The organism is Frischella perrara, assembly GCF_000807275.1.
In the GTDB taxonomy this organism is placed as follows: Bacteria; Pseudomonadota; Gammaproteobacteria; order Enterobacterales; family Orbaceae; genus Frischella; species Frischella perrara.
The window spans coordinates 677,645-701,882 of the sequence record NZ_CP009056.1 but is presented as its reverse complement, the minus strand read 5'-3'; the positions used below and the strand labels follow the sequence as shown (position 1 = coordinate 701,882).

Annotated in this window: 24 protein-coding genes; 22 read left to right on the top strand and 2 right to left on the bottom strand. The window is 32.3% G+C overall.

What is annotated here, in order from left to right:
• Positions 1–36: 36 nt before the first annotated feature.
• Complete coding sequence (gene greB / locus FPB0191_RS03030) at positions 37–513, top strand: transcription elongation factor GreB (protein ID WP_039103937.1); 477 nt, start codon at positions 37–39, stop codon at positions 511–513.
• Between the two features lie 421 nt (positions 514–934).
• Here the strand turns inward: greB and FPB0191_RS03025 are convergent, their stop codons facing one another.
• Both FPB0191_RS03025 and FPB0191_RS03020 read right to left on the bottom strand, forming a co-directional pair.
• Positions 935–1,840, bottom strand: a complete 906-nt coding sequence (locus FPB0191_RS03025; RefSeq protein WP_052236719.1) for a LysR family transcriptional regulator — start codon at positions 1,838–1,840, stop codon at positions 935–937.
• A 14-nt stretch (positions 1,841–1,854) separates the two neighbouring features.
• Positions 1,855–2,745 carry a LysR family transcriptional regulator gene (locus FPB0191_RS03020; RefSeq protein ID WP_039103935.1) on the bottom strand — a complete coding sequence of 297 codons (891 nt, stop codon included), beginning with the start codon at positions 2,743–2,745 and terminating at the stop codon, positions 1,855–1,857.
• A gap of 269 nt (positions 2,746–3,014) precedes the next feature.
• Here FPB0191_RS03020 and FPB0191_RS03015 point away from each other — a divergent pair, with 269 nt between their 5' ends.
• The 21 genes from FPB0191_RS03015 to FPB0191_RS02920 all read left to right on the top strand — a co-directional run bounded on the left by FPB0191_RS03015 (position 3,015) and on the right by FPB0191_RS02920 (position 24,198).
• Positions 3,015–3,920, top strand: coding sequence for a DMT family transporter (locus tag FPB0191_RS03015; protein ID WP_039103933.1), 906 nt, complete (start codon positions 3,015–3,017; stop codon positions 3,918–3,920).
• Positions 3,921–4,317: 397 nt separating this feature from the next.
• Positions 4,318–4,938 carry a hypothetical protein gene (locus FPB0191_RS03010; RefSeq protein ID WP_039103932.1) on the top strand — a complete coding sequence of 207 codons (621 nt, stop codon included), beginning with the start codon at positions 4,318–4,320 and terminating at the stop codon, positions 4,936–4,938.
• Positions 4,939–4,972: 34 nt separating this feature from the next.
• The gene (locus FPB0191_RS03005) at positions 4,973–5,722 is read left to right on the top strand and encodes an AfsA-related hotdog domain-containing protein (protein ID WP_052236718.1); all 750 of its coding nucleotides are present in this window, start codon (positions 4,973–4,975) and stop codon (positions 5,720–5,722) included.
• A 14-nt stretch (positions 5,723–5,736) separates the two neighbouring features.
• A complete protein-coding gene (locus FPB0191_RS03000) occupies positions 5,737–6,567 on the top strand; it encodes a hypothetical protein (protein WP_039103930.1) in 831 nt (276 codons plus the stop codon).
• Positions 6,568–6,810: a tautomerase family protein gene (locus tag FPB0191_RS02995; RefSeq protein ID WP_039103929.1), complete on the top strand. Its 243-nt coding sequence runs from the start codon at positions 6,568–6,570 to the stop codon at positions 6,808–6,810. It abuts the gene before it with no gap.
• Positions 6,797–7,474, top strand: a complete 678-nt coding sequence (locus FPB0191_RS02990) for an HAD family hydrolase (protein ID WP_039103928.1) — start codon at positions 6,797–6,799, stop codon at positions 7,472–7,474. The genes FPB0191_RS02995 and FPB0191_RS02990 overlap by 14 nt, the downstream gene beginning before the upstream one ends.
• Positions 7,475–7,536: 62 nt before the next feature.
• Entirely contained in the window at positions 7,537–8,712 is a 1,176-nt protein-coding gene (locus tag FPB0191_RS02985) for an acetyl-CoA C-acetyltransferase (protein WP_039103927.1), read from the top strand.
• Between the two features lie 15 nt (positions 8,713–8,727).
• Positions 8,728–9,933, top strand: coding sequence for an MFS transporter (locus FPB0191_RS02980; protein WP_039103925.1), 1,206 nt, complete (start codon positions 8,728–8,730; stop codon positions 9,931–9,933).
• Positions 9,930–10,703 (top strand): SDR family oxidoreductase, encoded by a 774-nt coding sequence (locus FPB0191_RS02975; RefSeq protein WP_039103924.1) that lies wholly within the window; start codon positions 9,930–9,932, stop codon positions 10,701–10,703. The genes FPB0191_RS02980 and FPB0191_RS02975 overlap by 4 nt, the downstream gene beginning before the upstream one ends.
• 104 nt (positions 10,704–10,807) lie before the next feature.
• Positions 10,808–11,533 carry a Vgb family protein gene (locus tag FPB0191_RS02970; RefSeq protein WP_146202382.1) on the top strand — a complete coding sequence of 242 codons (726 nt, stop codon included), beginning with the start codon at positions 10,808–10,810 and terminating at the stop codon, positions 11,531–11,533.
• Positions 11,534–11,566: 33 nt separating this feature from the next.
• The gene (locus FPB0191_RS02965) at positions 11,567–12,571 is read left to right on the top strand and encodes an aldo/keto reductase (RefSeq protein ID WP_039103922.1); all 1,005 of its coding nucleotides are present in this window, start codon (positions 11,567–11,569) and stop codon (positions 12,569–12,571) included.
• A 596-nt stretch (positions 12,572–13,167) separates the two neighbouring features.
• Complete coding sequence (locus FPB0191_RS02960; protein WP_039103920.1) at positions 13,168–14,049, top strand: hypothetical protein; 882 nt, start codon at positions 13,168–13,170, stop codon at positions 14,047–14,049.
• A 36-nt stretch (positions 14,050–14,085) separates the two neighbouring features.
• The gene (locus FPB0191_RS02955; RefSeq protein ID WP_039103919.1) at positions 14,086–15,927 is read left to right on the top strand and encodes a hypothetical protein; all 1,842 of its coding nucleotides are present in this window, start codon (positions 14,086–14,088) and stop codon (positions 15,925–15,927) included.
• 74 nt (positions 15,928–16,001) lie between these two features.
• Positions 16,002–16,964, top strand: a complete 963-nt coding sequence (locus FPB0191_RS02950) for a hypothetical protein (RefSeq protein ID WP_039103917.1) — start codon at positions 16,002–16,004, stop codon at positions 16,962–16,964.
• A gap of 100 nt (positions 16,965–17,064) precedes the next feature.
• Positions 17,065–18,831, top strand: coding sequence for a hypothetical protein (locus FPB0191_RS02945; protein ID WP_146202381.1), 1,767 nt, complete (start codon positions 17,065–17,067; stop codon positions 18,829–18,831).
• 78 nt (positions 18,832–18,909) lie between these two features.
• A complete protein-coding gene (locus tag FPB0191_RS02940) occupies positions 18,910–19,815 on the top strand; it encodes a hypothetical protein (protein ID WP_039103914.1) in 906 nt (301 codons plus the stop codon).
• A gap of 11 nt (positions 19,816–19,826) precedes the next feature.
• A complete protein-coding gene (locus FPB0191_RS02935; RefSeq protein ID WP_039103911.1) occupies positions 19,827–20,795 on the top strand; it encodes a hypothetical protein in 969 nt (322 codons plus the stop codon).
• Between the two features lie 111 nt (positions 20,796–20,906).
• A complete protein-coding gene (locus tag FPB0191_RS12095) occupies positions 20,907–21,119 on the top strand; it encodes a hypothetical protein (protein WP_146202380.1) in 213 nt (70 codons plus the stop codon).
• A gap of 86 nt (positions 21,120–21,205) precedes the next feature.
• Positions 21,206–22,120, top strand: a complete 915-nt coding sequence (locus FPB0191_RS02930) for a hypothetical protein (protein ID WP_039103910.1) — start codon at positions 21,206–21,208, stop codon at positions 22,118–22,120.
• 395 nt (positions 22,121–22,515) lie between these two features.
• Positions 22,516–23,256, top strand: a complete 741-nt coding sequence (gene clbA / locus FPB0191_RS02925) for a colibactin biosynthesis phosphopantetheinyl transferase ClbA (protein WP_052236717.1) — start codon at positions 22,516–22,518, stop codon at positions 23,254–23,256.
• Positions 23,257–23,343: 87 nt separating this feature from the next.
• The gene (locus FPB0191_RS02920) at positions 23,344–24,198 is read left to right on the top strand and encodes an SPL family radical SAM protein (RefSeq protein ID WP_039103909.1); all 855 of its coding nucleotides are present in this window, start codon (positions 23,344–23,346) and stop codon (positions 24,196–24,198) included.
• Positions 24,199–24,238: the final 40 nt, after the last annotated feature.

Sequence of the window (24,238 nt, the reverse complement as noted above, 5' to 3'; positions counted from 1 at the left end):
TTTTATTAAATAAAATCAATAGGTTGTGATTTAGCTATGGTTAGGAGTCATTATATAACAAGAGAGGGCTATTTGGCACTCGATCGTGAATTAAAATATCTTTGGAAGGAAGAACGTCCAAAAGTTACTCAAGCCGTGTCCGAAGCTGCAGCAATGGGCGATCGTAGTGAAAATGCAGAATATATATATGGTAAAAAACGCTTAAGAGAAATCGATCGTCGAGTACGATTTTTATCTAAACGTTTAGATGTACTGACTATTGTCGATCCTAGCCCAATGCAAGAAGGTAAAATCTTCTTTGGAGCATGGGTAACCTTAGAAGATGAAGATGGGAATGAAAAAGTTTATCGCATTGTTGGTGCCGATGAATTCAATCCGAAAAAAAATTGGATATCAATTGATAGCCCTGTAGCCCGCAGTTTAATTGGGCACAAAGTAGATGATGAAATCGCTGTTATGACACCAAATGGTCGAGTTTACTATACTGTAATAGCGATACGATATAGTGAATAATACTATTGATACACTGTAGATGCACAACATTATGCAATAAGGATAAATTAAAAGCTAACTACATTTAGTTATCAATTTTTGTTTATCCATATTTAATAAAACGATACTTAGCCCTCTGTTGTGCATTTAATTCTTATCTTTAAAAGATCTTCACCAAATGATAGAACTTGATGTTGGATCTCAACTTATCTTTTTTATTGCAACGATATTCAATGCTAAAGAAATGATGACGATCCAAAAGCTAACTATTTTCATAAAAATAGTTTTTATTTTTCTTTAAAAGATAAGTTATATAAATTTACCTTTACCACTTATAAAATCTAAGCATTATGTTCTATCATCTTAAATAAGACATAACAAAAGATTCTAACACAAGGTAACTTAATAGATTTCGGACAGAATTTTTCAAAAGATTGGCTAGTTATTCATTTTTAAAATAATGAATAATAGCTTCATTTATTGGACGCATCTTCAAATTTTTACGCCAGATAAGGTATATATCAACACTCAAATTTGTATATTGATTTTCAATTAATTTTTTATATACCACACCTTCAACTTTTGCTTGAGCCATTGATTGAGGTAGAAGCATCATCCCTTTACCTAAAGCGACTTCAAGTAACATAGACAGATTATCTGCTAGTTCAGCACGGCGTATGATAGGGTAATTTAACGTCTTAAATACTCGTTCACATTGATCATAAAAGGCAGGATTCATGTATTGTTTAAACCAAAAGAGTGGTAAATCAGTCACATCATTTAAATCGACTCTTTCATGTTGACTACATGGATGACTAATAGGTAAAACTAAAATCATTGGTTCTTGATAAATTAATAGCGAATTTTCGTTTGCATCTCTTGTTTGATAATCAGATACTAACGCAAAATCAATATTTTCCTTTTGCAACTCTGTTAAAAGCTCTTTTGAAGTATAATTATGTTTATAAATTTCAGTTTCATCACTAAAATCAGAAAAAAACAATTTAAAATAAGGAATGAAATCAAAACTAAGTGTTTTAGTTGTACCGATTATCGCTTTTTCGACATTATTAGATTTAATTGCTTTAGTAATTGAACACAGATCCGTCAACAAGCTTGCTACTCTTGACTTGAGTTCCTCCCCCTCCTTCGTCAATACAACATTGTGAGAGTTTCTCAAAAATAATGTCACTTCTAGTTTTTCTTCTAAATCTTTGATCTGAATTGAAAGTGGAGGTTGGCTTATATTTAGCTTTTCTGCTGCACCTCTAAAACTGCGCGCTTCACAAACTGCTATGAAATACTGTAACTGTTTTACAGTGGGTAACCTTTTGCTATAAATATCCATAATTTTTAGAACTCCTATGTAATTAAACTAATATAATTCTCAATATACTCCTTAAATAATCTTACGCGCTTGGGTAAATAATTTCTGTCTTTAAATAGTAAATATATCGGTCTAGAATTACCTCCCCAATCGGGTAAAACTACTTCCAATTCATCTTTATCTATACTTTCTGTTACAAACTGTGATGGTACAAAACAAATGCCTAAACCTTCCTTCGCTGCATCAATAATAAGCTTGGTATCATCAATAATTAAATAAGGTTTAGCGTGAACTTCATAAGATTCTTCAGTTTTAATATTCGTCAATAACCAACTTACCGTATCTGCTGAATTTATTAAATTCTTATTCAACAAGTCAACAGGATTCAAACAGCCATTTATTTGGCTTATATAAGCTTTTGATGCACATAATATATTGTTTGATACTAGTAATTTTTTAGCTATCCAATCATTCTCGGTTAAATTTCCAACCCGAATTGCGATATCAATATTCATATCATCTAAATCTAAAATCCGATTTGTCGCTAATAAATCTATTTTAATGCTTGGATAAGCTTTCATAAAAGAAAAAATACATTTAGTAAGCCATTGATAAGTTAGGCTTGTCGGCGCAGTTATCCTTATCGTGCCCGATAATTTATGATGATACTCATCTAAATTTTCTGTTACTTCAACAAACTCTTCAAGCAAAGGGGTTAATTTATCACTATAAATCCGTCCTAAAGTGGTAAGCGTAATCTTTCTACTGCTTCTATGGATTAAACGACCCTCTATCGCTTCTTCTAACTGTGTTAAACGTCTACTTATAGTAGCTGATGATATTGATAATTTCTTAGACGCTTTAACAATACTACCTTCTTTTACAACGTTAATAAATATAAGTAAATCATCTAGGGATTGTTTCATTTATGCAATTTAAAATTGTTTTTTTGGTTATTGTATTATAAATGCTTCCTAAATAAACTTAAATGTAACTTATTTAACCAATATTTTTATTTTTTTAAAACATCATTGTGTTCATGATTATCTTTGTTATTGGTGTTAAAGCAAGTATTAAAAAACAAATTGCCTAAATAACTGTCATGAAAGAAACAATATACACGTACTGATACTTATTAAGAAATATCTATATTTTAAAAAATTATTTATTCTTTAAGGGAGAAAAGGAAATTAAAATGAAAAATAATCATGTCGCAATAATATTGGTTATATTATCTACATTTTTTTGGGGATCCAATTTTAATGTGGGAGCAATCGTTGTTCAACAAGTAGCTCCTCTGTGTGCCGCATCTGAACGTTTTATTATTGCGACATTAGTTATTTTCATCTACATGCTTATCAGAGACAAAAATAATATTGTCACATTTAAACTCAACTGGAAACCGTTTTTGCTATTAGGATTATGTGGTATCACTGGGTTTAATTTAGCCTTTTTTATTGGATTACAAACGACATCACCCATAAATGGTGCCCTCATTATGGCCACTTCGCCCGTAACTACCGCATTAATTGCTGCAATTATTGATAAACATCACATGACAAAATCACAGGGAATAGGAATGTTTATCAGTTTATTAGGAGTAACTTTGGTTATCAGTAATGGCAATGTCGCTAATTTACTGCAATTAGAATTTAGCTCAGGAGATTTAATTATCATGTTAGGTAATTTAGCGTGGGCAACTTATACCGTAGGATGTCGTAAATTTATATTTAATTCAACACCACTACAAACAACAACCTTCACCATGCTATTTGGTACACTGGGAATAGTACTGCTTACAGTCTTTCAAGCTGATTTAATAAAACAGTTAACGCATATTTCTTTAGCAAATCATCTCTTATTAATTTATTTAGCCATTGCTGGTGCTGTAATAGCTTACTTATTCTGGAATATCGGTATAAAGAGACTCGGTGCCGCTAAAACGTCAATATTTTTTAACCTAGTTCCCGTCTTTGCAATGCTAATTTCCTCCGTAACAGGACAAATCCCAAATATCTTACAATTAGTAGGAACAATTTTAGTGATTAGTGGTGTGATTTACGCTACTAGAGCGAGCAGAATAGTTGTGAAAGAAAGTTAATATATTAAATTGCATGCATTAATATTATTAGTAAGAAAATGACAAGACCTCAAGTCATGTTATTTTCTTACATTTTTATCCATTAAAATCTCATCTTCTATATTTAATTCTTTTTCACAAAACCTACAAAAATAATTATGTATATGCGTAAATTTTATTATAAACAAACACCTTTCAACAACAGAAATTAATCTTATTTATTAATAAGTTAACTAACTTAATGACCAATAATTTTATCACAGATAATTTCGTTTATTTCTCTTTATCAAACAGCGTTGAAGCCTTGATATGAATTTCATATCGCAAAATAAGTAATTTAGCAACGATGTATTTTTGTTTATCCTTTTAACTTCTTTTTCATAAAAAATATAAAATTATCAAAATAATAAGGAATATTATGATATCACAATATCTATTGATAAATTGTAATTCAGTTCTAAAAGGACAAGAACAGAATATTCAAGACTTTGTAACTAAAAACGCAACGATCACGTTGAATAAAAACAGTTTCTATTCTTCTCTAGATGGAGACGAATTAATTGAATTTATTAGTTTAAATTCACTAAATGAACTCACAGATTATGAAAACCGTTTTGCTTTAGCTTTCTCAGATTATGCTTGTTACCTACGTGGTGATATTAAACGAGAACTGCTTAGGTATGTGGAAAGTCCTATAAAAGCCCGTACGGCTATACCACAAACTAATTATGTTCAACTTCGCCATGTCGAAGTATTACCAAGCGCATATCAGGCATATTTAAAATGGCGTAATGAAACTATTTTTGAAGTAGTTCGCAACAACTCAAACACAATTGACTCTTTTGATGCCTATCATTCTCTTATAAGCCAAGTTCCTGGCGTCATGTTTATTTCTTGCTTTAACGGTTCAATTGAAGAATACATGGAACCATTCACCAATGATCATTACAAAAATATTATTACTCAAGCTGGGGATAGTTACATCACGGGCGGTAATGAAGGTCTCTATACAAAAGTCTACAAAAAATTAGGGATGTAATATTCCACTATTCAAAATTATAAGGAGATAAATTTTGAAAAAACTAGTCGTTGTAGGTGATAAATTTGAGGAGTTTGCAAAACTAAATGGAACAATTACTCAGAGCCAACTTTCAATAATGACTCAATTACCCGCAAAAACTTTTGCTAAGAAAAGCTATTTAATGCCCGGTCTAGGCTGTAAAAGCGAAGAGGTCATTGGTTTTGTAGAAGGAATGGATAATTCAGAACATTTGGATATGACTTCACTGGTATCATTTTATAGTCAAGAAATAGTACCCAATAAATATACCCACAAAAAAAATATTCATAATGTTTTGATTGGGAAAGCAAAAAAATTAAATGAATGTCTATTTGAATTACCTTTCATTATTGATGAAAGAAATATGTTTATGGGCGATCACCAAACAGGTTGCCATGTACAAGGAATGATCATTACAGAAGCGTTTAGACAGACTTTTATTGCAATAACAGAAGAGTTTTATCTCGATTTTGAAAATGATCAAGAGAGCTATTTTATTATCAATAGCATGAATATTGAGTTTGAAGATTTCTTATTTCCATTACCGGCACAAATTTATTTTGAGCCCATTGATATAAATAAAAATAGTTATCGAACCAAAATGCAAGCCAAAATAAGCATAAAACAAGCGGAGAAAGTTTGCGCAATTATGAATTGTGCTTTTACGGTATATCCCATGAATAATATTTCAGAAAAAGAAAAAATATTAGCAAACCAAGTATTAAATTCTTATCTGACAGATAGTTTTATCAAAGTTGCATAGAAAAGGGAATATTTATGACTCAGTTTCAATTAACGCCAACCACACAAGGTCCTTTATATCCCCCCTCTGAAATTGTAGATAAAAATGGTGACTTTGTGGTTGTTGGTAACTTAGCTAGAGAGAATAAATCTATTTCTTGGGGAATGGCAATTGTTTCAAAAAATAGTACTGTATCACGATTTGGAGAGATATCCCCTTATCTAATTCAAGAAGAATTAGATTATGCCAGTGAACATAGACTGACAGAAATAGAATTATTTACATTACCTTTACCATTGCCATTAAATAACTATCCAATGATATTTGCACCTGAGCAATGCGCAAACGCCGCGCAAATACATCGTCAAAGCTATCCATTAAATGAAGGATATATATATGACTATCGGGAAAGTGATGGACGGAGAAAATTACCGAAAATCCTATTAAGCGATTGGCTTAAAGCTGAAGGAATCGTAGAAATAAGCACGGATGGTTTTTCAGCTAAATTCGAGTTTACTTTTAAAAATTTAGTGCCAAATAGTCTTTACACGGTAATGAGTTTGCGAGAAAAAGATCTTAATCCTAATCAGCCAACAAGACCAGGACCGTTGGGCATCCCCAATGTTTTTATAACCGACCAAAATGGCAATGCTAGCTACTACGCTATTTTGGATAACCCTTTTCCCAAACAGAATCCAACCAGCAATAGAATTATTAATGTAATCGTCTTATTTATGAGTTCTCAACAATCATATGGCGGAGCTATTGGATATTTCGGATTAGGCGGAGATGTTCATGCCCATCTAAAACTAAAACAGACTGATTTATTTGATTCGTTTTTAACACAACCACATCAGGGAAGATAAATGCCACATATTCATATTACAACTTGGCCAATAGATAGTGATGAAAAAGCCAAAAAATTATTGGAAGAAATAACCCGTGTTATGCATAACACCTTAGGCTGTCCACTCGACAAAATTTCGATCAGTATTCAAGAAATTCAACCTTCACGTTGGTCTGATGCGGGTGTAGTCGGAAACGATCCGGATTTTAAGACCAAAAGTAGACGGATGGATTTTGGGGATAGCCAACATGAAGCCAGTTAAGAGTAATTCATCACAATTATCGGCCGCTTTTTTTGATGTTGATGACACATTAATAACGGTTAAAAGTATGTTTGATTTTTTTGAATATCTATCAGAAAAAAAACAATTGACCCTTTTAAAATTTAAGTTTGAACAAACTTTCAAGCAAGCAAGAGCTAATGATTGGCCTAGAGAAGCACTAAACTCACTGTATTACCAATTTTTATCAGGTATGAAAATGTCGGAGCTCATTGTTTTAGGTGAATGTTGGTTTGATGATAATGTTCTTACAAAAGGAAAATTTATTAGTAAAACAATCAAATGTTTACGTAAACATCAAAGTAGAGGTGAAAAAATCATTTTTGTTTCGGGTTCTATGTTACCGCTTCTAAACCCCATTGCGAGATATTTTCAGGTTGATGGCATTCTTTGTGTTCAACCAATCGTTGATGTACAGGGTTTCTTGACCGGTAAAATTAAAGGAATACAAACAATTGGTGAAGGAAAAGCGAAAGCAATGAGGAAATTTGCTTTAAAAGAAAAAATAGATTTAAGCATGAGTTATGGATACGGCGATGATATTTCAGATCTAAATATGCTTTCTTGTGTCGGTAACCCTGTTTACGTTGGCAATAACAGTACGATGTTAAATCATGCTAAATATCATAATTGGTCAGTTTTATGATGTAAAAAAGTAATAAAAAAGAAAAATAATTATAAATATCATAAGGATAGGGGGGGTTCTATATGGAAGAGATAGTCATCGTAGCAGCTAAAAGAACAGCTATTGGAGGATTTTTGGGAGCTTTTTCAGAATTATCTGCAACCGAATTGGGAGCTATGCTAATTAAATATATGCTTGATGAATCTAACATTCCCGTTGATGAAATAGACCAAGTAATAATGGGGCAAGTCCTAACAGCAGGGTGTGGGCAGAATCCCGCTAGACAAACAGCATTAAAAGCTGGGTTACCAGAGAGAGTAACAGGATTAACTGTTAATAAAGTTTGTGGTTCAGGTTTGGTAGCAATTAATTTAGCTGTTCAGGCAATTAGAAATGGCGATGCGCAAATGATTATTGCAGGAGGACAAGAAAGCATGTCCACTGCTGCACATGTACTTAAAAAAGGGAGGAAAGGTAACCGTTTAGGTCATTTAGAGTTAGTCGATACACTATTATATGATGGCTTAACAGATGCTTTTAACCAATACCACATGGGAATTACCGCCGAAAATATTGCGGAAGAATTTAACATTTCTCGTGAAGAACAAGATAGTTTTGCACTTTCTTCACAAAATAAAGCACTTAAGGCGATCCAAAATAGCGCTTTTTCCAGCGAAATCATGCCTATTAAATTAACAACTAAAAAAGGTGAAATCGTGATTGATAAAGACGAGTCACCTAGGGAAACTTCATTTAATAAATTATCAACGCTACAACCTGTATTCAAGAAAGATGGTGTGGTTACTGCGGGTAACTCCTCTCCAATAAACGATGGCGCTGCTGCTGTGATTATATGCAGTAAATCAAGGGCGATATCCTTAGGATTAAAGCCATTAGTATCTATCACAGCATTTGCCAATACCGGTATCAATCCTGCAATGATGGGATTAGGTTCGATTAGTGCAATTCAAGCCTGCTTAGAAAAAACAGGTCAGTCTATCAATGATATTGATCTCTTTGAATGTAATGAAGCCTTTGCATCACAAGCTATTGCTACACAAAAAACATTAAACCTACCGGATGAAAAACTTAATGTTAATGGAGGAGCCATCGCTTTAGGTCACCCAATCGGTGCATCAGGTTGCCGTATTTTAGTATCTCTTATCTACCAATTATTCTCTAAAAAACTCAGTACTGGTATCGCTGCACTATGCGTTGGAGGTGGCGAAGGCGTAGCGATGAGTATTATTCGCAATTAAACAGGAAATAAGATTATGGGATCAAGTGTACTATCAGAAATCAAGCCAAAGCAATCAAATACAAGTATTATCATTTCAGCCATATTAATCGTTCTTTTAGTGGGATCGGTTTATATAAGTCAATTAATATTTCAAGAAATTGCAAAAAGCTTCAACATAGATATTCTTGATGCCAGAAATATTTTCAGTTTATCGTGTTTTTTTTATGCTATCTCCTTTTTTATTTATGGTCCATTATCAGATAAAGTCTCGACAAAACCATTAGTTCTTTTCGGTAGTATTGGAACAATATTTTGCTTATTTATATCTGGGACCGTTCATTCATTTAATCTTTATTTATTGGTAATGTCATTGATAGGTTTTTTTGCCGCCTCCGTTCCGGCGGCATTATTTGCCTATACAGCGAAAAACACGCCTAATGAAAAATTACCTCAAGCAATGGGAGTTATGATATCCGCCTCAATTGTCGGAATTATTTTTAGTCGAAGTATAGTTGCCATGTTGACAGATTTTTGGTCTTGGCAAATCGCTTTTACTATTTATGCATGTTTAATTATCTTAATTTGCTTTTTCATCCCCCTTGGAATAAAAAGCACAAAAAAAGATACGAATAATACAAGTATTATTAATACTTATATTTCAGCAACTAAATTACTACTCAATATAACAGTCGTTATTTATTTATTAGTCGGTTTTCTTCTTTTCTTTGTTTATCTTGGCTTATCCTCATTTCTAACCTTTTATTTAAAAGGTGAACTATTTAACCTATCTTCAACAGTTTTAGGATGGTTGAATGTTGCCGGGTTGAGCGCTGTAATTGGCGCAATTATTACGGGTAAACTATCAAATTTCATCAATAAAGATCGGCTATTAGTCATTTATTTAATTTGCGTAGGCATTGCCGTTATCACAATCGGATACAGTCTAAATTTATTCTTCATAGCAATGGGTATTTTTTGTCTATTTCTTTTCGTTTTTGGTATTCAACCAATTGTCATTTCAATGCTTAATCAGATTGTACCCTTTAATTCACGAGGCGCCATATCTTCTTTATACCTATTGTCTTGCTTAGCAGGAGGCAGTATTGGCACATACCTATTAGGCATTTTATATGAGCATATGAATTGGCAGGGATTAGTTTTAGCCTGCGTAATTATCACGTTAACAAATATAACGTTAGCGTTATTAGGTAATCATTTATTAAAAAGGAAAATAAAATGAAAACAATCATGATCACAGGTGGTTCAGGTTCAATTGGCAAGGGAATTGCAAAGGTACTTTTACAGAATAATTATAACGTTATTCTTGTTGGAAGAAATCAACAGAAGTTATTTACTACACAGCAAGAATTAGAACAAGCAACTAATAATAGAAATATTATGACTTATACAATGGATATTAGTGATGAGGATCAAATTGAATCAAAATTACAATCAATTTGGCAAAACACGTCCATTGATGGTCTTGTTAATGCGGCTGGTCTTGGTGAACCCATTGATTATTTTTCATCAACTAAACAAGACTGGGACACGTCATTCCAAAGCAAACTTTGGGGGACAATTAACATGACCAAAAATATAGCCAAGTTAATGAAGGAACATCAAATAAAAGGAAGAATCGTCATTATTAATGGTACGTTTTGTTATGATCCTAATCCAGATTTCATTATTAATAGTACGGTAAACGCAGCGCTCTTAGGATTTACAAAAGCGGCTTCAAAATACTTAGGTAATCATGGAATCTGTCTAAACGTTGTTAACCCTTGGATAACCGAATCTGAATCTTGGCAAAATACAGCCACTAATTTTGCTAAATCCTTAAATACCACACCTGAATTATTAAATGATAATTTTAAGAAAATGAATCCATTAAAGCGATTCACTGATGTTGATGAAATTGGCCAAACCATTGCTTTTTTATTAAGTGAAAACGCAAATTATATCAATGGTGCCTCAATCAACTTAGATGGGGGGGCATCAATCGGTTATTAATTTGCTTTTAATTGAGTATTAACTACAGAGGAGTATTTCTTATGAAAAAAAATTTTTTAAATTTTATTGTTTTTATCTTTATAACGTTATATGGAGGTGTATGTATGGCGGAATCAACAAAGGTTGCCTCAGGTTTTAATGCTCCAACGGGGATTGCTTTTGATAGTGTTGGATCAATGTATGTAACTAATTGGTCTGGTGATTCGATCGTTAAAATTAAAGCAAATGGGGAACGTGAAACGGTTTATTCTGGCATTTCATCCCCCGCAGGAATCGTCATTGATTCAGAAGATAATATCTATGTTTCTTCTTATAGTGACGATTATATTTTGAAAATTAAAACTAACGGTCAGGCAGAAAAAATTTCTGATGGCTATCATACTCCAACAGGAATTGCATTTTCAAACTCTGGACAACTACTGATAACAAATCGCTCAACTGGAGAAATTGTCTCTCTTAATCTACAAAACGGTCAAAAAACGGTGATTGTACGAGGACTGTCTACCCCTGTTGGAGTTACCCAACTCGCTGATAATAGTTTAGTTGTTTCACAATATAGTGGACGCCTTACCTTTGTAAGCCCTAATGGTGATAAGAAAGAAATAGGCGATAAATTCAATCGACCTGGTGTAGGTATTGTAACTATATCACCTGAAGTCGTTGCGGTAATTGATAATGGTGCTGGAATGGTTCGCAAAATAAATGTAAAAACACAAGAAGTTCAAACAATCGCTTCATCATTATCAGGCGCTGTTGCTTTAGCATTTTACAATCATCGTTATTACATTGGGACATGGGGAGATGGTGCCATTCACACGGTAGCTGAATAATTAATTTTACTAACAAAAATTGGAGATAAATAAATGGGTACTCTACCAGAAAGAACATTAGGTTCAAGTATTAAAGTTGGGGCTATAGGATATGGCGCTATGGGATTAAGTGAATTCTATGGACCTGCAGAAGAGCAGAATTCACTAAAATTATTACAAAGTGTCGTAGATAATGGCGTTACCTTAATTGATACTGCCGATATGTATGGTCGTGGAAAAAATGAGTTACTCATTGGCTCATTTTTAAAGCAATTACCATCATCTCAACGCGAACAATTAGTTATCGCAACTAAATGCGGTATAGATAGAGGCAATAGCGTTGGCTATGAACGAACCATAAATAATTCACCTGAATATATTAAATCTTGTTGCGACGCATCATTAAAACGTTTAGGTATTGAGCAAATTGATCTGTTTTATATACATCGTATTAATAATGAAAATCCTATTGAGCAAACAATGGAAACCCTAGCAGAATTAAAAAAAGAAGGTAAAATTAAGCATATAGGGCTTTGTGAAGTGCCTGCTGATTTATTAATTCGCGCCCATTCAATCTTCCCTGTCGATGTTGTGCAAACTGAATATTCTCTTTGGACGCGTGATATTGAGGAAACTATTTTACCTCTATTAAAAGAATTGAACATAGGTCTAGTGCCATACTCTCCGCTTGGACGAGGTTTTTTAACCGGTAAATATCAATCGGTAAAAGATTTTGCTGACGGCGATTTTCGCAAAACAAACCCTCGATTCCTAGATGAGAATATTGAACATAACAAAAAATTACTCACCGCAATAAAACCAATGACAATTAAATATAATTGCACCAGTGGTCAGATTGCGTTGGCTTGGCTATTAGCTCAATGGGAAGGAATTGTACCAATTCCAGGAACAAAACAAGAAAAATATTTAATCGAAAATGTGAATGCTTGCTCTGTTCATCTTGAAAATGAAGATATTGAAATACTCAACGATTTAAAAAACCGTATTAGTATTAAGGGTGAACGCTATACACCTGAAGGCATGAAAGGTATTTACTAAATTATTGCTATAAATAACTTCAATTGAAAGGGCATTAATATTGAACAGGATCCTAAATGGTGAAGACCTATAATCAAAGGTGAATTTCAAAATAATGCCCTTTATAAACCCAATAACACGTCTAACTACTAACCATAACATTAATAATCACTTTTTTTATTCAATTTTATTATGGCACTAGTCCTCCATTAAATAAAAACCTGAAAATAACAAAAAAAATTGTTATAAGCAAAAAAATAACCTATAGTGTTAATATCAATTAGCTTATCGTTATTATATGGAAAAACAATAATAAATAATAAGGATTTCCTATGATGATATTGGTGCAAATAACTTCTATGATCGCCCAATCGACAGCGATTCTTTTGCTGATTTGGTCTTACTTATTGAATATCACATTAAGTATTACGCCTCAATTATTGATATCTTCACTTTCAAAAAGCAGATCTTTTTTTGTTTCATCCCTGTGTTATAACACTCGTTTTTACCATATACCTAAACGGATATTGGTTAAACTTAAATTTGTTCAAATAATTAATTCAATATTAAAAAATACATCTTACATAATTACTTATTACAAACAAGGATAAATAAATATGAGTGAAAGGCGAATAATAATTGGTCCAGCAATTATGGCAGGTACCGTTCCTAATGATACTTATAATAAATCTCGCGTAGTAACATATGTAAAAGATGGTTATAAAAAACTTAATTGGATCCGAATCTGTCGGATTCCATTAGGTAATCCACTTAAAGGAAATGGCGCTATCCCAGGACATTATTGGGTTGAAATTATTCATGACGATGAAAATGATATTGATGATCACGTAAAAAAAGCCAGAATGGCAAAACAAAAAGAAGGCAAAATAAATAAATTAGGAAATATCAAATCTGCCAATGGATTCAGAGAAAGCTATGGATGGTATCCCGTAAGTTTACCAATATCGATATCGTGGTCATCCTTTGAAATCAAAGAAAAAGGGGTTTTAAATGGCGCATCAGATTCAAGAATAGCAAAAGATGCGAACAAGTTTCGTGATCATAAAACTGAACGAGAAGCAGGAAGAAAGACAATGAACAATAACTTATCTAAATATGCTTTTGATCCACATCAATATCAACGTTTTAAGGAAAAAGATATAAATATGATCTCAAATCCTTATTTACCCCCTGGAGACAATAGAACTAAAGAAACGATAATTCAACAAATCAGAAATTTTGCAAGCACATTTCATTCCAAACACTCAGCTATTTGGAGTTGGGACAATGATAGCTATTATGAAGTTAATTGTCATACCTTTCTATTTTTATTGTTAGGTGAGCTTAAAGTAGCCGATCCGATTATTGGAAAAAAAAGGGATAAACATTTTACAGCCTATTTTAATAATCTCAAAAATAACTTTACGGTTCCTAATTCAAAACGTATACAGTTATTAACTGATTTACAAAAATTATCATCACGACTTACTTCCTCCTGAAATATTGATTAATGGTAGCTAAATTAAGGAGGGCTTATGAAAATAACATTTTTAAAACAAATACACCTGTTTATTCTAATAAGTTTATTTTATTCAATTTTGGGGATGGCTATGAACAACGATAATTTAACCGATGATATCATCATCAACCAATTAAAAATACAAGGTATTAAACCTCATGTTACATATATTCACTCAGACTATCCTTATACTGATTACAAAAACTTCCCTACCCAACCATTTTTAACCCTGACTGAAGCCGAAAGAAAAATTTCTTATTTTTCAGATAATGAAATTCAATTTATAGAATTGAATAATAATTATCAATACGAGAAGATTCTTTTTAACAAACGAGATGTAATTGATATTTTATTTCCGATAGCAATGTTTAGCGAATATTCAGATGGCGAACATTTCTTTACTCTTGATGAAAAATACCAACTCCATCATTTAAATTCAGTTGAAGAAGCTTGGAAACAAGACTGCTATCTCAAAATAGTGATTGAAAAAGGGAAAGTTGTCAAAATGCAAAAACGTCCCTTAACATGGATTCAAAAATCCTATTTTTCCTACTGGGCTAATGGCAATAAACAAAAAGAAATAAGCGAACAATTGGATCTGAATAATAGTGTTAAAGTTCGTTACGAAATTGAATATGATCAAACAGGACAAAGAATAAAATTATTAGAAGATAACTTTATAACCAACTATAAAGTGGTTATGACTTACTTATACACGCAAGACGTTTATGCATTAATGGATATTTTTAATGAGAAAGGGATTAAGGTTAATCATACAATTTTCTATGATGAATTAGGTAATGTGGAAAACCAATATTTAGATGAGTCTGGACAAATTATACATACCAGCAATATTGAGCCAAACTTATCAACAGATGTATATTTACCACAATCCGCAATTTATCAATCTATCCCGATGGATCTTTTACGAGTACATCCATCCTATGTAGACAAACTGATTGAACAAATGGCATCTAAGGACAATTATACCTTAGCTGACCAAGAAGCTGTCACACGAGCAAAATTTCTAGGTATACAATCAAATAGTACTTATTATCATCCAACCCCCTTCCCTCAATGGGCAAAAGATCGTTATAAAAATTATCCTCACCAATTAACGATGACATTAGCTCAAGCTGAATATCAACATCCCAAAGAACAATATGTTGACTTAGTCAAAGTAACAGTCGGTGACAATTATCAATATCAAACCATTTCCAGAGAAAAATGGTTACAAGTCCCCTTATCAATACCACATGAACAATTTAAACCATTAGAAAATGGCACCTATTTTTTTACCCTAGATAAGCAAGGTCAACTAATACCATTAGAAGATATTGAACAGGCAATTATATTGCCTAGCTACGTGCGAATCGAAAAAGTAATGGGGAAAATTGCTTCAATACTTCAAAAAACACGAATCCAAAAAACGCAACAGGTTTATGAATACAACGAAAATAATCAAATGCACAAAGAGATTTTAACAGTGTTGGAAAGTCCTAGCATGCCATTACTAACCGTTGAAACAATCTATGATGATATTGGTGTTTTTGTCGTATCACAAACGATCAAAGATAGTCAAAACAAACGAATCGCTGTTTTTTCAAAATTTAATGATAATAATATTTATGGTGTGATTGAACGATTTAATCGGGAAGAGGAAAAAACGAATCATATTACTATTTATCGTAATACCCTTATTGAAAATCGTCATTTAGACAAAGCGGGGAATACGCTATTGATTACAGATGATTTGACTAATGAAAATGATCCACAACCATACGATGAATTACCACTTTATTCGGATAAATTGATTCAACAAATATTTAATGCCTATTTAAACAAGAATAAGGAGTAATAAAACTCGATTGGCTTATCATTATTATAGAGAAATATATCTTACATAATTACTTATTACAAACAAGGATGAATATGATTAATTGGGAAAATCTTGGTACAGCCGTTATGGGAAATACCGTTCCTTATAACTCTAATGATCAATCTCGTATTATTACTTCCGTTAAAGCTGGGTTTAAAAAACTTGATTGGCTTCGCATCTGTAGAATTCCATTATCGTTTAATAGCTCAAAAGGCGCTTTTCCCGGGCATTATTGGATTGAAATCATTCATGAGAAAGAGGATATGATTGACCAACACATAAGAAATGCCAGAGAAGAAAAGAAAGTAGAGCAAGAAATCATCGACCTTGGCAATGTTCAATCAGCTAATGGATTTAGAGAAAGTTATGGATGGTATCCAATAGCTTTACCCGTAACAATTACACCAAATGATAATCCTTACTCTACAAGTGATATTCCTATCGGTCGGATTGAGATTAAAGAACAAGGTATTATAAATGGTGCTTCAGATTCAAGAATAGCAAAAGATGCATCCAAGTATCGTGATCATACAACCGAACGAGATGCAGGAAGAGAAATAAAGAAAAAAGATGAAAAGACAGAAGTGATGATACTAGAGAATAATCTATCCATTTATCCTTTTGATCCTCATCAAAGCTCCCGTTTTAGAGAAAGTGAAATCAAAATGGTGTCGCATCCTTATTTATTCCCTAGAGATAACAGAACAAAAGATGAAATCATTGAAGAGATTAGAAAATTTGCAAGCTCATTTTCCAGCGATCATTCCGCTTTATGGAGTTGGTGTATTGATGGTTATAGTGAAGTTAACTGTCATACCTTTCTATTTTTATTATTAGGTAAATTAGAATTAGCTGATCCTATTATTGCGGAAGATAAAGATGACCATTTTCGTCGATATTTCAAAAGCGTTAAAAGTAATAATTTTTCTAATCCTAAACGTCTGGAATTACTAACTAAGTTAGATGATATTTCAAAAGAACTCAAAGAAAATTATGAATATTATGTCAGCTATTAATAATCAAAAAAGGTCATTATTAATGAGATTAAAATGTCAAAGTTTCATTTATTTTTTAAGTTTATTAGCGCTAGTATTTTATTCAACGTTAGGATTAGCAATGCAAAAAGAGAACTTATCCGATCATAACATCATTAATCAACTCAAGTCACAAGGCATTAAACCGCATGTCACTTATATTCACTTTGGAAATATCTACAGTAAATATAAGAATTTTCCAACAAAACCTTTTTTAACATTATCTGAGGCTGAAAAAAAATTTCCCAATGATTCTAATAATATCATCCAATTTATTGAGCTAGATGATAATTATCAATATAAACATATTGTTGAGAAGGAAAGAGATCTAATTGATATATTGTTTCCCATTGCCTTATTTGACGATTATTCAGATGGTGAATACTTTTTTACTTTAGATGAAAATTATCAACTTCATCAATTAAATTCGGTTGAAGATACTTTCAAACAAGATTGTTATCTCAAGGTGTTTATTCAACAAAATAAAGTCACTAAAATTCAAAAACGCCCCTTAACATATATTACCAAAACCGTATTTTCATATTGGTCAAATGGTAATAAACAACAAGAAATCAGTGAAAAGCTAGATTTGAATAATAATGTGCTTGTTCATGATGAAATTGAATATGATCAAACAGGACAAAGAATAAAATTATTAGAAGATAATTTTATAACCAACTATAAAGTGGTTATCACTTACTTATACACGCAAGACGTTTATGCATTAATGGATATTTTTAATGAGAAAGGGATTAAGGTTAATCATACAATTTTTTATGATGAATTAGGTAATGTGGAAAGCCAATATTTAGATGAGTCTGGACAAATTATACATACCAGCAATATTGAGCCAAACTTATCAACAGATGTATATTTACCACAATCCGCGATTTATCAATCTATTCCGATGGATCTTTTACGAGTACATCCATCCCATGTAGACAAACTGATTGAACAAATGGCATCTAAGGACAATTATACCTTAGCTGACCAAGAAGCTGTCACACGAGCAAAATTTCTAGGTATACAATCAAATAGTACTTATTATCATCCAACCCCCTTCCCTCAATGGGGAAAAGATCGTTATAAAAATTATCCTCACCAATTAACTATGACATTAGCTCAAGCTGAATATCAACATCCCAAAGAACAATATGTTGACTTAGTCAAAGTAACAGTCGGTGACAATTATCAATATCAAACCATTTCCAGAGAAAAATGGCTACAAGTCCCCTTATCAGTACCACATGAACAATTTAAACCATTAGAAAATGGCACCTATTTTTTTACTTTAGACAAGCAAGGTCAATTAATACCATTAGAAGCTATTGAACAAGCAATTATATTGCCTAGCTACGTGCGAGTCGAAAAAGTAATGGGGAAAATTGCTTCAATACTTCAAAAAACACGAATCCAAAAAACGCAACAGGTTTATGAATACAACGAAAATAACCAAATGCACAAAGAGATTTTAATGGTGCTTGAAAGTCCTAGCATGCCATTACTAACCGTTGAAACAATCTATGATGATATTGGTGTTTTTGTCGTATCACAAACGATCAGAGATAGTCAAAACAAACGAATCGCTGTTTTTTCAAAATTTAATGATAATAATATTTATGGTGTGATTGAGCGATTTAATCGAGAAGAGGAAAAAACGAATCATATAACTATTTATCATAATACCCTTATTGAAAATCGTCATTTAGACAAAGCGGGGAATACGCTATTAATTACAGATGATTTGACTAATGAAAATGATCCACAACCTTATGATGAATTACCGCTTTATTCGGATAAATTGATTCAACAAATATTTAATGCCTACTTAAACGAGAATAAGGAGTAATAAAACTCGATTGGCTTATCATTATTATATAGAAATACATCTTACATAATTACTTATAACAAACAAGGATAAATAAATATGAGTAATTGGGAAAATCTTGGTACAGCCGTTATGGGAAATACCGTTCCTTATAACCCTAATTGGACCCGTTATGAACAAAAAGTAGTAACTGGTGTTAAAGAATTAACCCGAATCAGAATATGCCGACTACCGACTTTATTACTTGGAGGTCGTATTGAAGCGGTTACTGAATCACCACCAGGTCATTACTGGATCGAAATTATCAATGATTTAAGCAAAATGGACGGTAGTGAACCATTTATTGAAAGTTATGGTTGGTATCCTCAAGAGCCGGCAACCTTTTTTAACTTTTTTACAGTAGATGGATGCCTAAATAGTGATTGCAATTATTTTCGAAATAAAGATAAAGATAATGATGATGATAATGGAGGTATTCCCAATGAAGCCGGAAGAGCTATAATCAAAGAAGAAGATAAAAAATATTCATTATATCCTTTTGATCCCCATCATAATAAACGCTATACCCTTCCAAATAGTGAAAAAAGGGAAGTCAATCATCCCTATATTTTTGCTACTGATCCACGAACAGAAGAAGATATTATTGAAGAAATACGAAGTTTTGCAAGGAAGCATATTCCAAATAAAGAAGAAGAAAAGAAAAAATGGTCTTATGCGTTTGAAAATTTCGCAGAATATAACTGTCATACTTTTTTATTTAATTTATTGTATGAAACCAATTTAGCTGATAGATATATTTTACGAGACCTTCATTTTATTAGATTCTTTTCATCTGCTTCCGATTACAAAGATGAGTATCGTTATATTTCAGATCATCATGGAAATATATTCAAAATAAAAAATAATGAAACAATCAGAAAACAAGCTGATGAGGTTTATAAAAGAATGAAACGTGTTAAAGATAATGCTGAGAAATTAGCCAATTTACTAAAAAATAATAGATAAAGATGATAACAATGAAAAAAAAAGTGACATTGACATTAACCTTAATAATGATGCCATTATTAATATATTTATTAGGAGCTATGATGACAAGTTTAACTAATCCATTTGATGTTGCTAAAAGTATTGAAATTCGCACCATGGGTATTAAACCTCATGTACCCTATTATGACTCCACCGAAACTATTCTCCATCATTACCGAACTCCTAATAATTATCCTGATTTTTCACCAATTACTCTTGAACAGGCAGAAGATGCACCCTATCGGGTTGATTATCCGTTCAGTACAGAACTTAAAATTAATGAAGTCGGTGACAATTATCAATTTAAAATACGTTGGAGTTATGAACGTAAACCTCAATATATTTTACTTAATAATCAACAACAAGACTGTTTAAAAGAATTGGAAAATGGTTCACACTTTTTTATTTTAGATGACGATTTACAATTGCAACCTATTACCATTGAAAACGCGATTACCTTACCTAATTATATAAGAGTAACAAAAGAAATGGGTAAAATCGTAGCGATTGAAAAAAAACCCTTACTTTCCATCAGCAAATGGGAATATGAATACTGGCCACACAGCGCTAAGCTGCATTATTTACGATATTTTAATTATGCCATTGACAAGAAAACCATATTGCAATCTTTGAATGTGGAATATAACGAAGAGGGTAAGTCATTAATATCTGTAACTAAAAACCAAAATAATAAACCGATAAGTATAAAAAAACACTATCCCAAAGGAAATGAATATTCATCTGAAACCACATTATTTAACGAGCAAGGTGACAAAACGGAGATCTTTTATACTCCCAGTGTTGGAGATAGTAAAATTGTTCACCTTGATAAAGAAGGAAATATAATTGAAGTTACATATGGTCGTGTTCCATCCCATAAAATTGCTAATTTTGAAGAAGAGGAACGTTATAAAAATCTTGAAATTGACACCAGTAAAAAGTACATAGTGGTTAATTAAAATCAAAAAATAGTTTTCGAAACCATAGAAAGCCTAATACATATAATTGGGAAAAAACCATATTCAATTTGTAAATACAGCGGTTATAAAATTAAAGCGAATTCGGTTCTATTGTCTTCCAACAGTTACTATTGGTGGTCAAAACAATACTTAAAATCAGCATTGAAAAATACGAAAGAATATACTATTGAATCCAGACCTCCCTATGGTGCACCGCATAAAATTGAATATAACCAACAAACAATAGAACAAGCCACTAAAGTTTATAATAGAATGAAAAAAGTAAAAGATAATGCGCTAAGAGTGGTTGAAATACTGAGATAAATCTTAGAGGAGCATAAAAGATGTTGAAAAAAATAGCATTCATTGGGATGATAATACTTATAACAATATACTTATTAGGAATAATAATGACACATACCACTTCCCCTCTAGACATGGCTAAAATAATTGAACTCAAAACGATAGGTATTAAACCTCACATACCGTTTTATGCTTCAACACGAACAACAGTTGGCTCTTTTCAGCCAGAACATAATTATCCACAATATCCACCGATTTCATTACAACAGGCTGAAAATGCACCCTACCGAGTAAATAATCCGTTTAATACGGAATTTAGAATCTTGATCGTTGGCGATAATTATCAAATCAGAGAACGCTGGGTTTATCGTCGTAAACCACAATATATCCTACTTGATAAACAGCAATTAATCGGACTAGCAGCGCTAGAAAACGGAGAACACTTTTTTATTTTTGATGATGATTTACAGTTACAATCCATTACTCTAAAGGAAGCGGTAAGTTTGCCTAATTACATTAAAATCGTCAAAAATATGGGGAAAATCATTTCAATTGAAAAAAAACCATTATTATCCATTACTAAATGGGAATATGAATATTGGCCAAATAATAACAACCGGCATTATCTTCGATCATTTAGTTACACTATCAACAAAAAACAGGTATTGCGCTCATTATTTATTGAATATGATAAAAATGGAAACCCGCTATCCGTATTGACTAAAAACCAAGATGATAAACTAATCAGTCTGGAGGAATATTACCAAGAAGACAGTGATTATGTTTCCGAAACGACTTGGTTTGATGAACAAGGAGTAAAACGTAATATCGTTTACATACCTAAAGTTGGAGAAACTAAAAATGTTCATTTTGACAATGAGGGGAATATAACAACTATTACTTATGACAATATTGAATCCGATCATTTACCCGATTTTGTAGAGGAACAACGCTATCAAAATCTTGCAGTTGATACCAGTAAACAGTATAAAGCGGAAGATAGCCAACAACCTGAAAAATAAAAAGATTAAACCTAATCATTTAACTTGCTATCTGTTAGACCGTTCAAAATAGCATTAAAAATATCAACTTCTCATTTGGCTACAAGCAATTAGTGATAGCTATCATAAACCATTTATTCGGTTAGTGAATCACAGACATATTTGGCATAAAAATGAATGACATCATAAATTATTACTTGTGGTGTATTGTAATTACACCAATCTTTAGCTTTCTAGATCACTAATAAATTGGTAACAAATGCTTTTTTAACTGGTTTAATGCGATTTAAATCCCACTTTTTAAAAACCTCTAACAAAAACAATGAAAGAAAATGATTACAAAAATGACTTTTATAAATAAGTTGTTAAACTAATCAATAAACAAACTTAATAACACAAGGTAGGGATGACAGTTTATGAAAACTGCTTTATTTATTGCTGATAATATTGATTTCAACTGTCAGAATTTATCTGATACATTAAGTTACCTTAATGCCGAAGAATTGAGTCGCTTTGAGAAGATTAAAATTGAAAAAGATAAAGCTATATTTGCCTTGTCACGAAAGATATTAAAATTAGCACTAGCGCAATACTATCCTTATGTTGATAAAAATGATTGGGTTTTTGCACAAAATAGCTATGGTAAACCATTTATTGCCTCTCCCCAATTACCCGCTCCCTTATATTTTAATTTATCCCACTCTATAGATGCCATTGCCGTGGTCATTAGCCGCGACAGTGAAGTGGGAGTAGATGTCGAAAGAGTCCGCAGCCTTGATCGAACGCAAGATAAATCCACATCCCATTTGAATATCAGTCAGAGTTTCTTTACAGAAAACGAACATCGTAACATCGTTAACTTAGCTTATGATGACGGCTTTTTGTTATTCTGGAAGCTGTGGACACTTAAAGAGGCTTATACAAAATATCGGGGTATGGGGCTATCTTTGGGACTCAAATGCATTGATATTGCTTTTTCAGCAAATTCTATTTTATTAAATGCGTGTAATGAGGACATTGGCGTCCATCAGTGGATTAATGATGATCTCATTATTGCATTGTCGGTGGCAAAATCAGTCAATGACATCGCTTTGTTTCGCTATGATAGGCAATTAGTATTACAACCAATTGAAGATTTTATCTATATTCATAATTAAATAGTTGAGCCATTTGGTTAATACTCTTGGTTCATACTATTGATTAATACAACAACTTAACAATCAAGAATAGGATAAATTTGTAAAATGCTCTTCAATACAAAATCAAGCGAATGGTTTGGCACTGATTATACTATGAACATTTATCGTGGTTGTAATTTAGGGTGTATTTATTGTGATTCGAGAAGTGAATGTTATCGAATTAAGCACTTTGATGAAGTCGAAACGAAAGAATCTTGTATTGTTACCTTGAAAAACGAGTTGACTCATAAGAAAAGTGGCGTCATTGGTTTTGGCTCTATGAGCGATCCATATAATCATTTAGAAAAGCGATTGCAACTAACTAGACAAGCATTAACATTAATTGAACAATATCGATTTGGTGCGGTATTATGTACAAAAAGTCAATTTGTGTTACGAGATTTAGATCTGCTAATGCAAATTAATGCCCATTCATCATTATTAGTTGGGTTTTCAATCACCACTTGTGATGATAAACTCGGCAAACAACTCGAACGGCATGCCTCCCTTACTTCTCAGCGTTTTGCATCCATGAAGTCATTGGCTGATCAAGGTATATATACAGGAACACTATTAATGCCGGTGTTACCTTTTATCACCGATAATCGAGACAATATTATTCAAATTATTCATGAAACACATGCACATGGCGGGAAATTTATCTTTCCTTGGTTCGCTCTCACTTTACGTGATAAGCAAAAAGATTATTTTTATCACTGGTTAGTCAAGTTATTCCCGAATATGAAATCACTTTATAATCAGACTTTTCAAAATAACTATGTTTGCTATCCGCCCAATTACACCTTACTCCAATCAACATTTATAAAAGAGTGTAATAAACTAGGTATTAAATATCAGATGGCGGATATTATTGCCGATTATAAACACAAACAATATACGCCACAACTTAATCTATTTTAGCTATATTTCCTTATTATTGCTGAGTTAGCGCAATGACATA

Coding starts and splice junctions, on each gene's coding strand:
- greB (WP_039103937.1), top strand. CDS start 37: ATGGTTAGGAGTCATTATATAACAAGAGAGGGCTATTTGGCACTCGAT.
- FPB0191_RS03025 (WP_052236719.1), bottom strand. CDS start 1,840: ATGGATATTTATAGCAAAAGGTTACCCACTGTAAAACAGTTACAGTAT.
- FPB0191_RS03020 (WP_039103935.1), bottom strand. CDS start 2,745: ATGAAACAATCCCTAGATGATTTACTTATATTTATTAACGTTGTAAAA.
- FPB0191_RS03015 (WP_039103933.1), top strand. CDS start 3,015: ATGAAAAATAATCATGTCGCAATAATATTGGTTATATTATCTACATTT.
- FPB0191_RS03010 (WP_039103932.1), top strand. CDS start 4,318: ATGATATCACAATATCTATTGATAAATTGTAATTCAGTTCTAAAAGGA.
- FPB0191_RS03000 (WP_039103930.1), top strand. CDS start 5,737: ATGACTCAGTTTCAATTAACGCCAACCACACAAGGTCCTTTATATCCC.
- FPB0191_RS02995 (WP_039103929.1), top strand. CDS start 6,568: ATGCCACATATTCATATTACAACTTGGCCAATAGATAGTGATGAAAAA.
- FPB0191_RS02990 (WP_039103928.1), top strand. CDS start 6,797: ATGAAGCCAGTTAAGAGTAATTCATCACAATTATCGGCCGCTTTTTTT.
- FPB0191_RS02985 (WP_039103927.1), top strand. CDS start 7,537: ATGGAAGAGATAGTCATCGTAGCAGCTAAAAGAACAGCTATTGGAGGA.
- FPB0191_RS02980 (WP_039103925.1), top strand. CDS start 8,728: ATGGGATCAAGTGTACTATCAGAAATCAAGCCAAAGCAATCAAATACA.
- FPB0191_RS02975 (WP_039103924.1), top strand. CDS start 9,930: ATGAAAACAATCATGATCACAGGTGGTTCAGGTTCAATTGGCAAGGGA.
- FPB0191_RS02970 (WP_146202382.1), top strand. CDS start 10,808: ATGGCGGAATCAACAAAGGTTGCCTCAGGTTTTAATGCTCCAACGGGG.
- FPB0191_RS02965 (WP_039103922.1), top strand. CDS start 11,567: ATGGGTACTCTACCAGAAAGAACATTAGGTTCAAGTATTAAAGTTGGG.
- FPB0191_RS02960 (WP_039103920.1), top strand. CDS start 13,168: ATGAGTGAAAGGCGAATAATAATTGGTCCAGCAATTATGGCAGGTACC.
- FPB0191_RS02955 (WP_039103919.1), top strand. CDS start 14,086: ATGAAAATAACATTTTTAAAACAAATACACCTGTTTATTCTAATAAGT.
- FPB0191_RS02950 (WP_039103917.1), top strand. CDS start 16,002: ATGATTAATTGGGAAAATCTTGGTACAGCCGTTATGGGAAATACCGTT.
- FPB0191_RS02945 (WP_146202381.1), top strand. CDS start 17,065: ATGCAAAAAGAGAACTTATCCGATCATAACATCATTAATCAACTCAAG.
- FPB0191_RS02940 (WP_039103914.1), top strand. CDS start 18,910: ATGAGTAATTGGGAAAATCTTGGTACAGCCGTTATGGGAAATACCGTT.
- FPB0191_RS02935 (WP_039103911.1), top strand. CDS start 19,827: ATGAAAAAAAAAGTGACATTGACATTAACCTTAATAATGATGCCATTA.
- FPB0191_RS02930 (WP_039103910.1), top strand. CDS start 21,206: ATGACACATACCACTTCCCCTCTAGACATGGCTAAAATAATTGAACTC.
- clbA (WP_052236717.1), top strand. CDS start 22,516: ATGAAAACTGCTTTATTTATTGCTGATAATATTGATTTCAACTGTCAG.
- FPB0191_RS02920 (WP_039103909.1), top strand. CDS start 23,344: ATGCTCTTCAATACAAAATCAAGCGAATGGTTTGGCACTGATTATACT.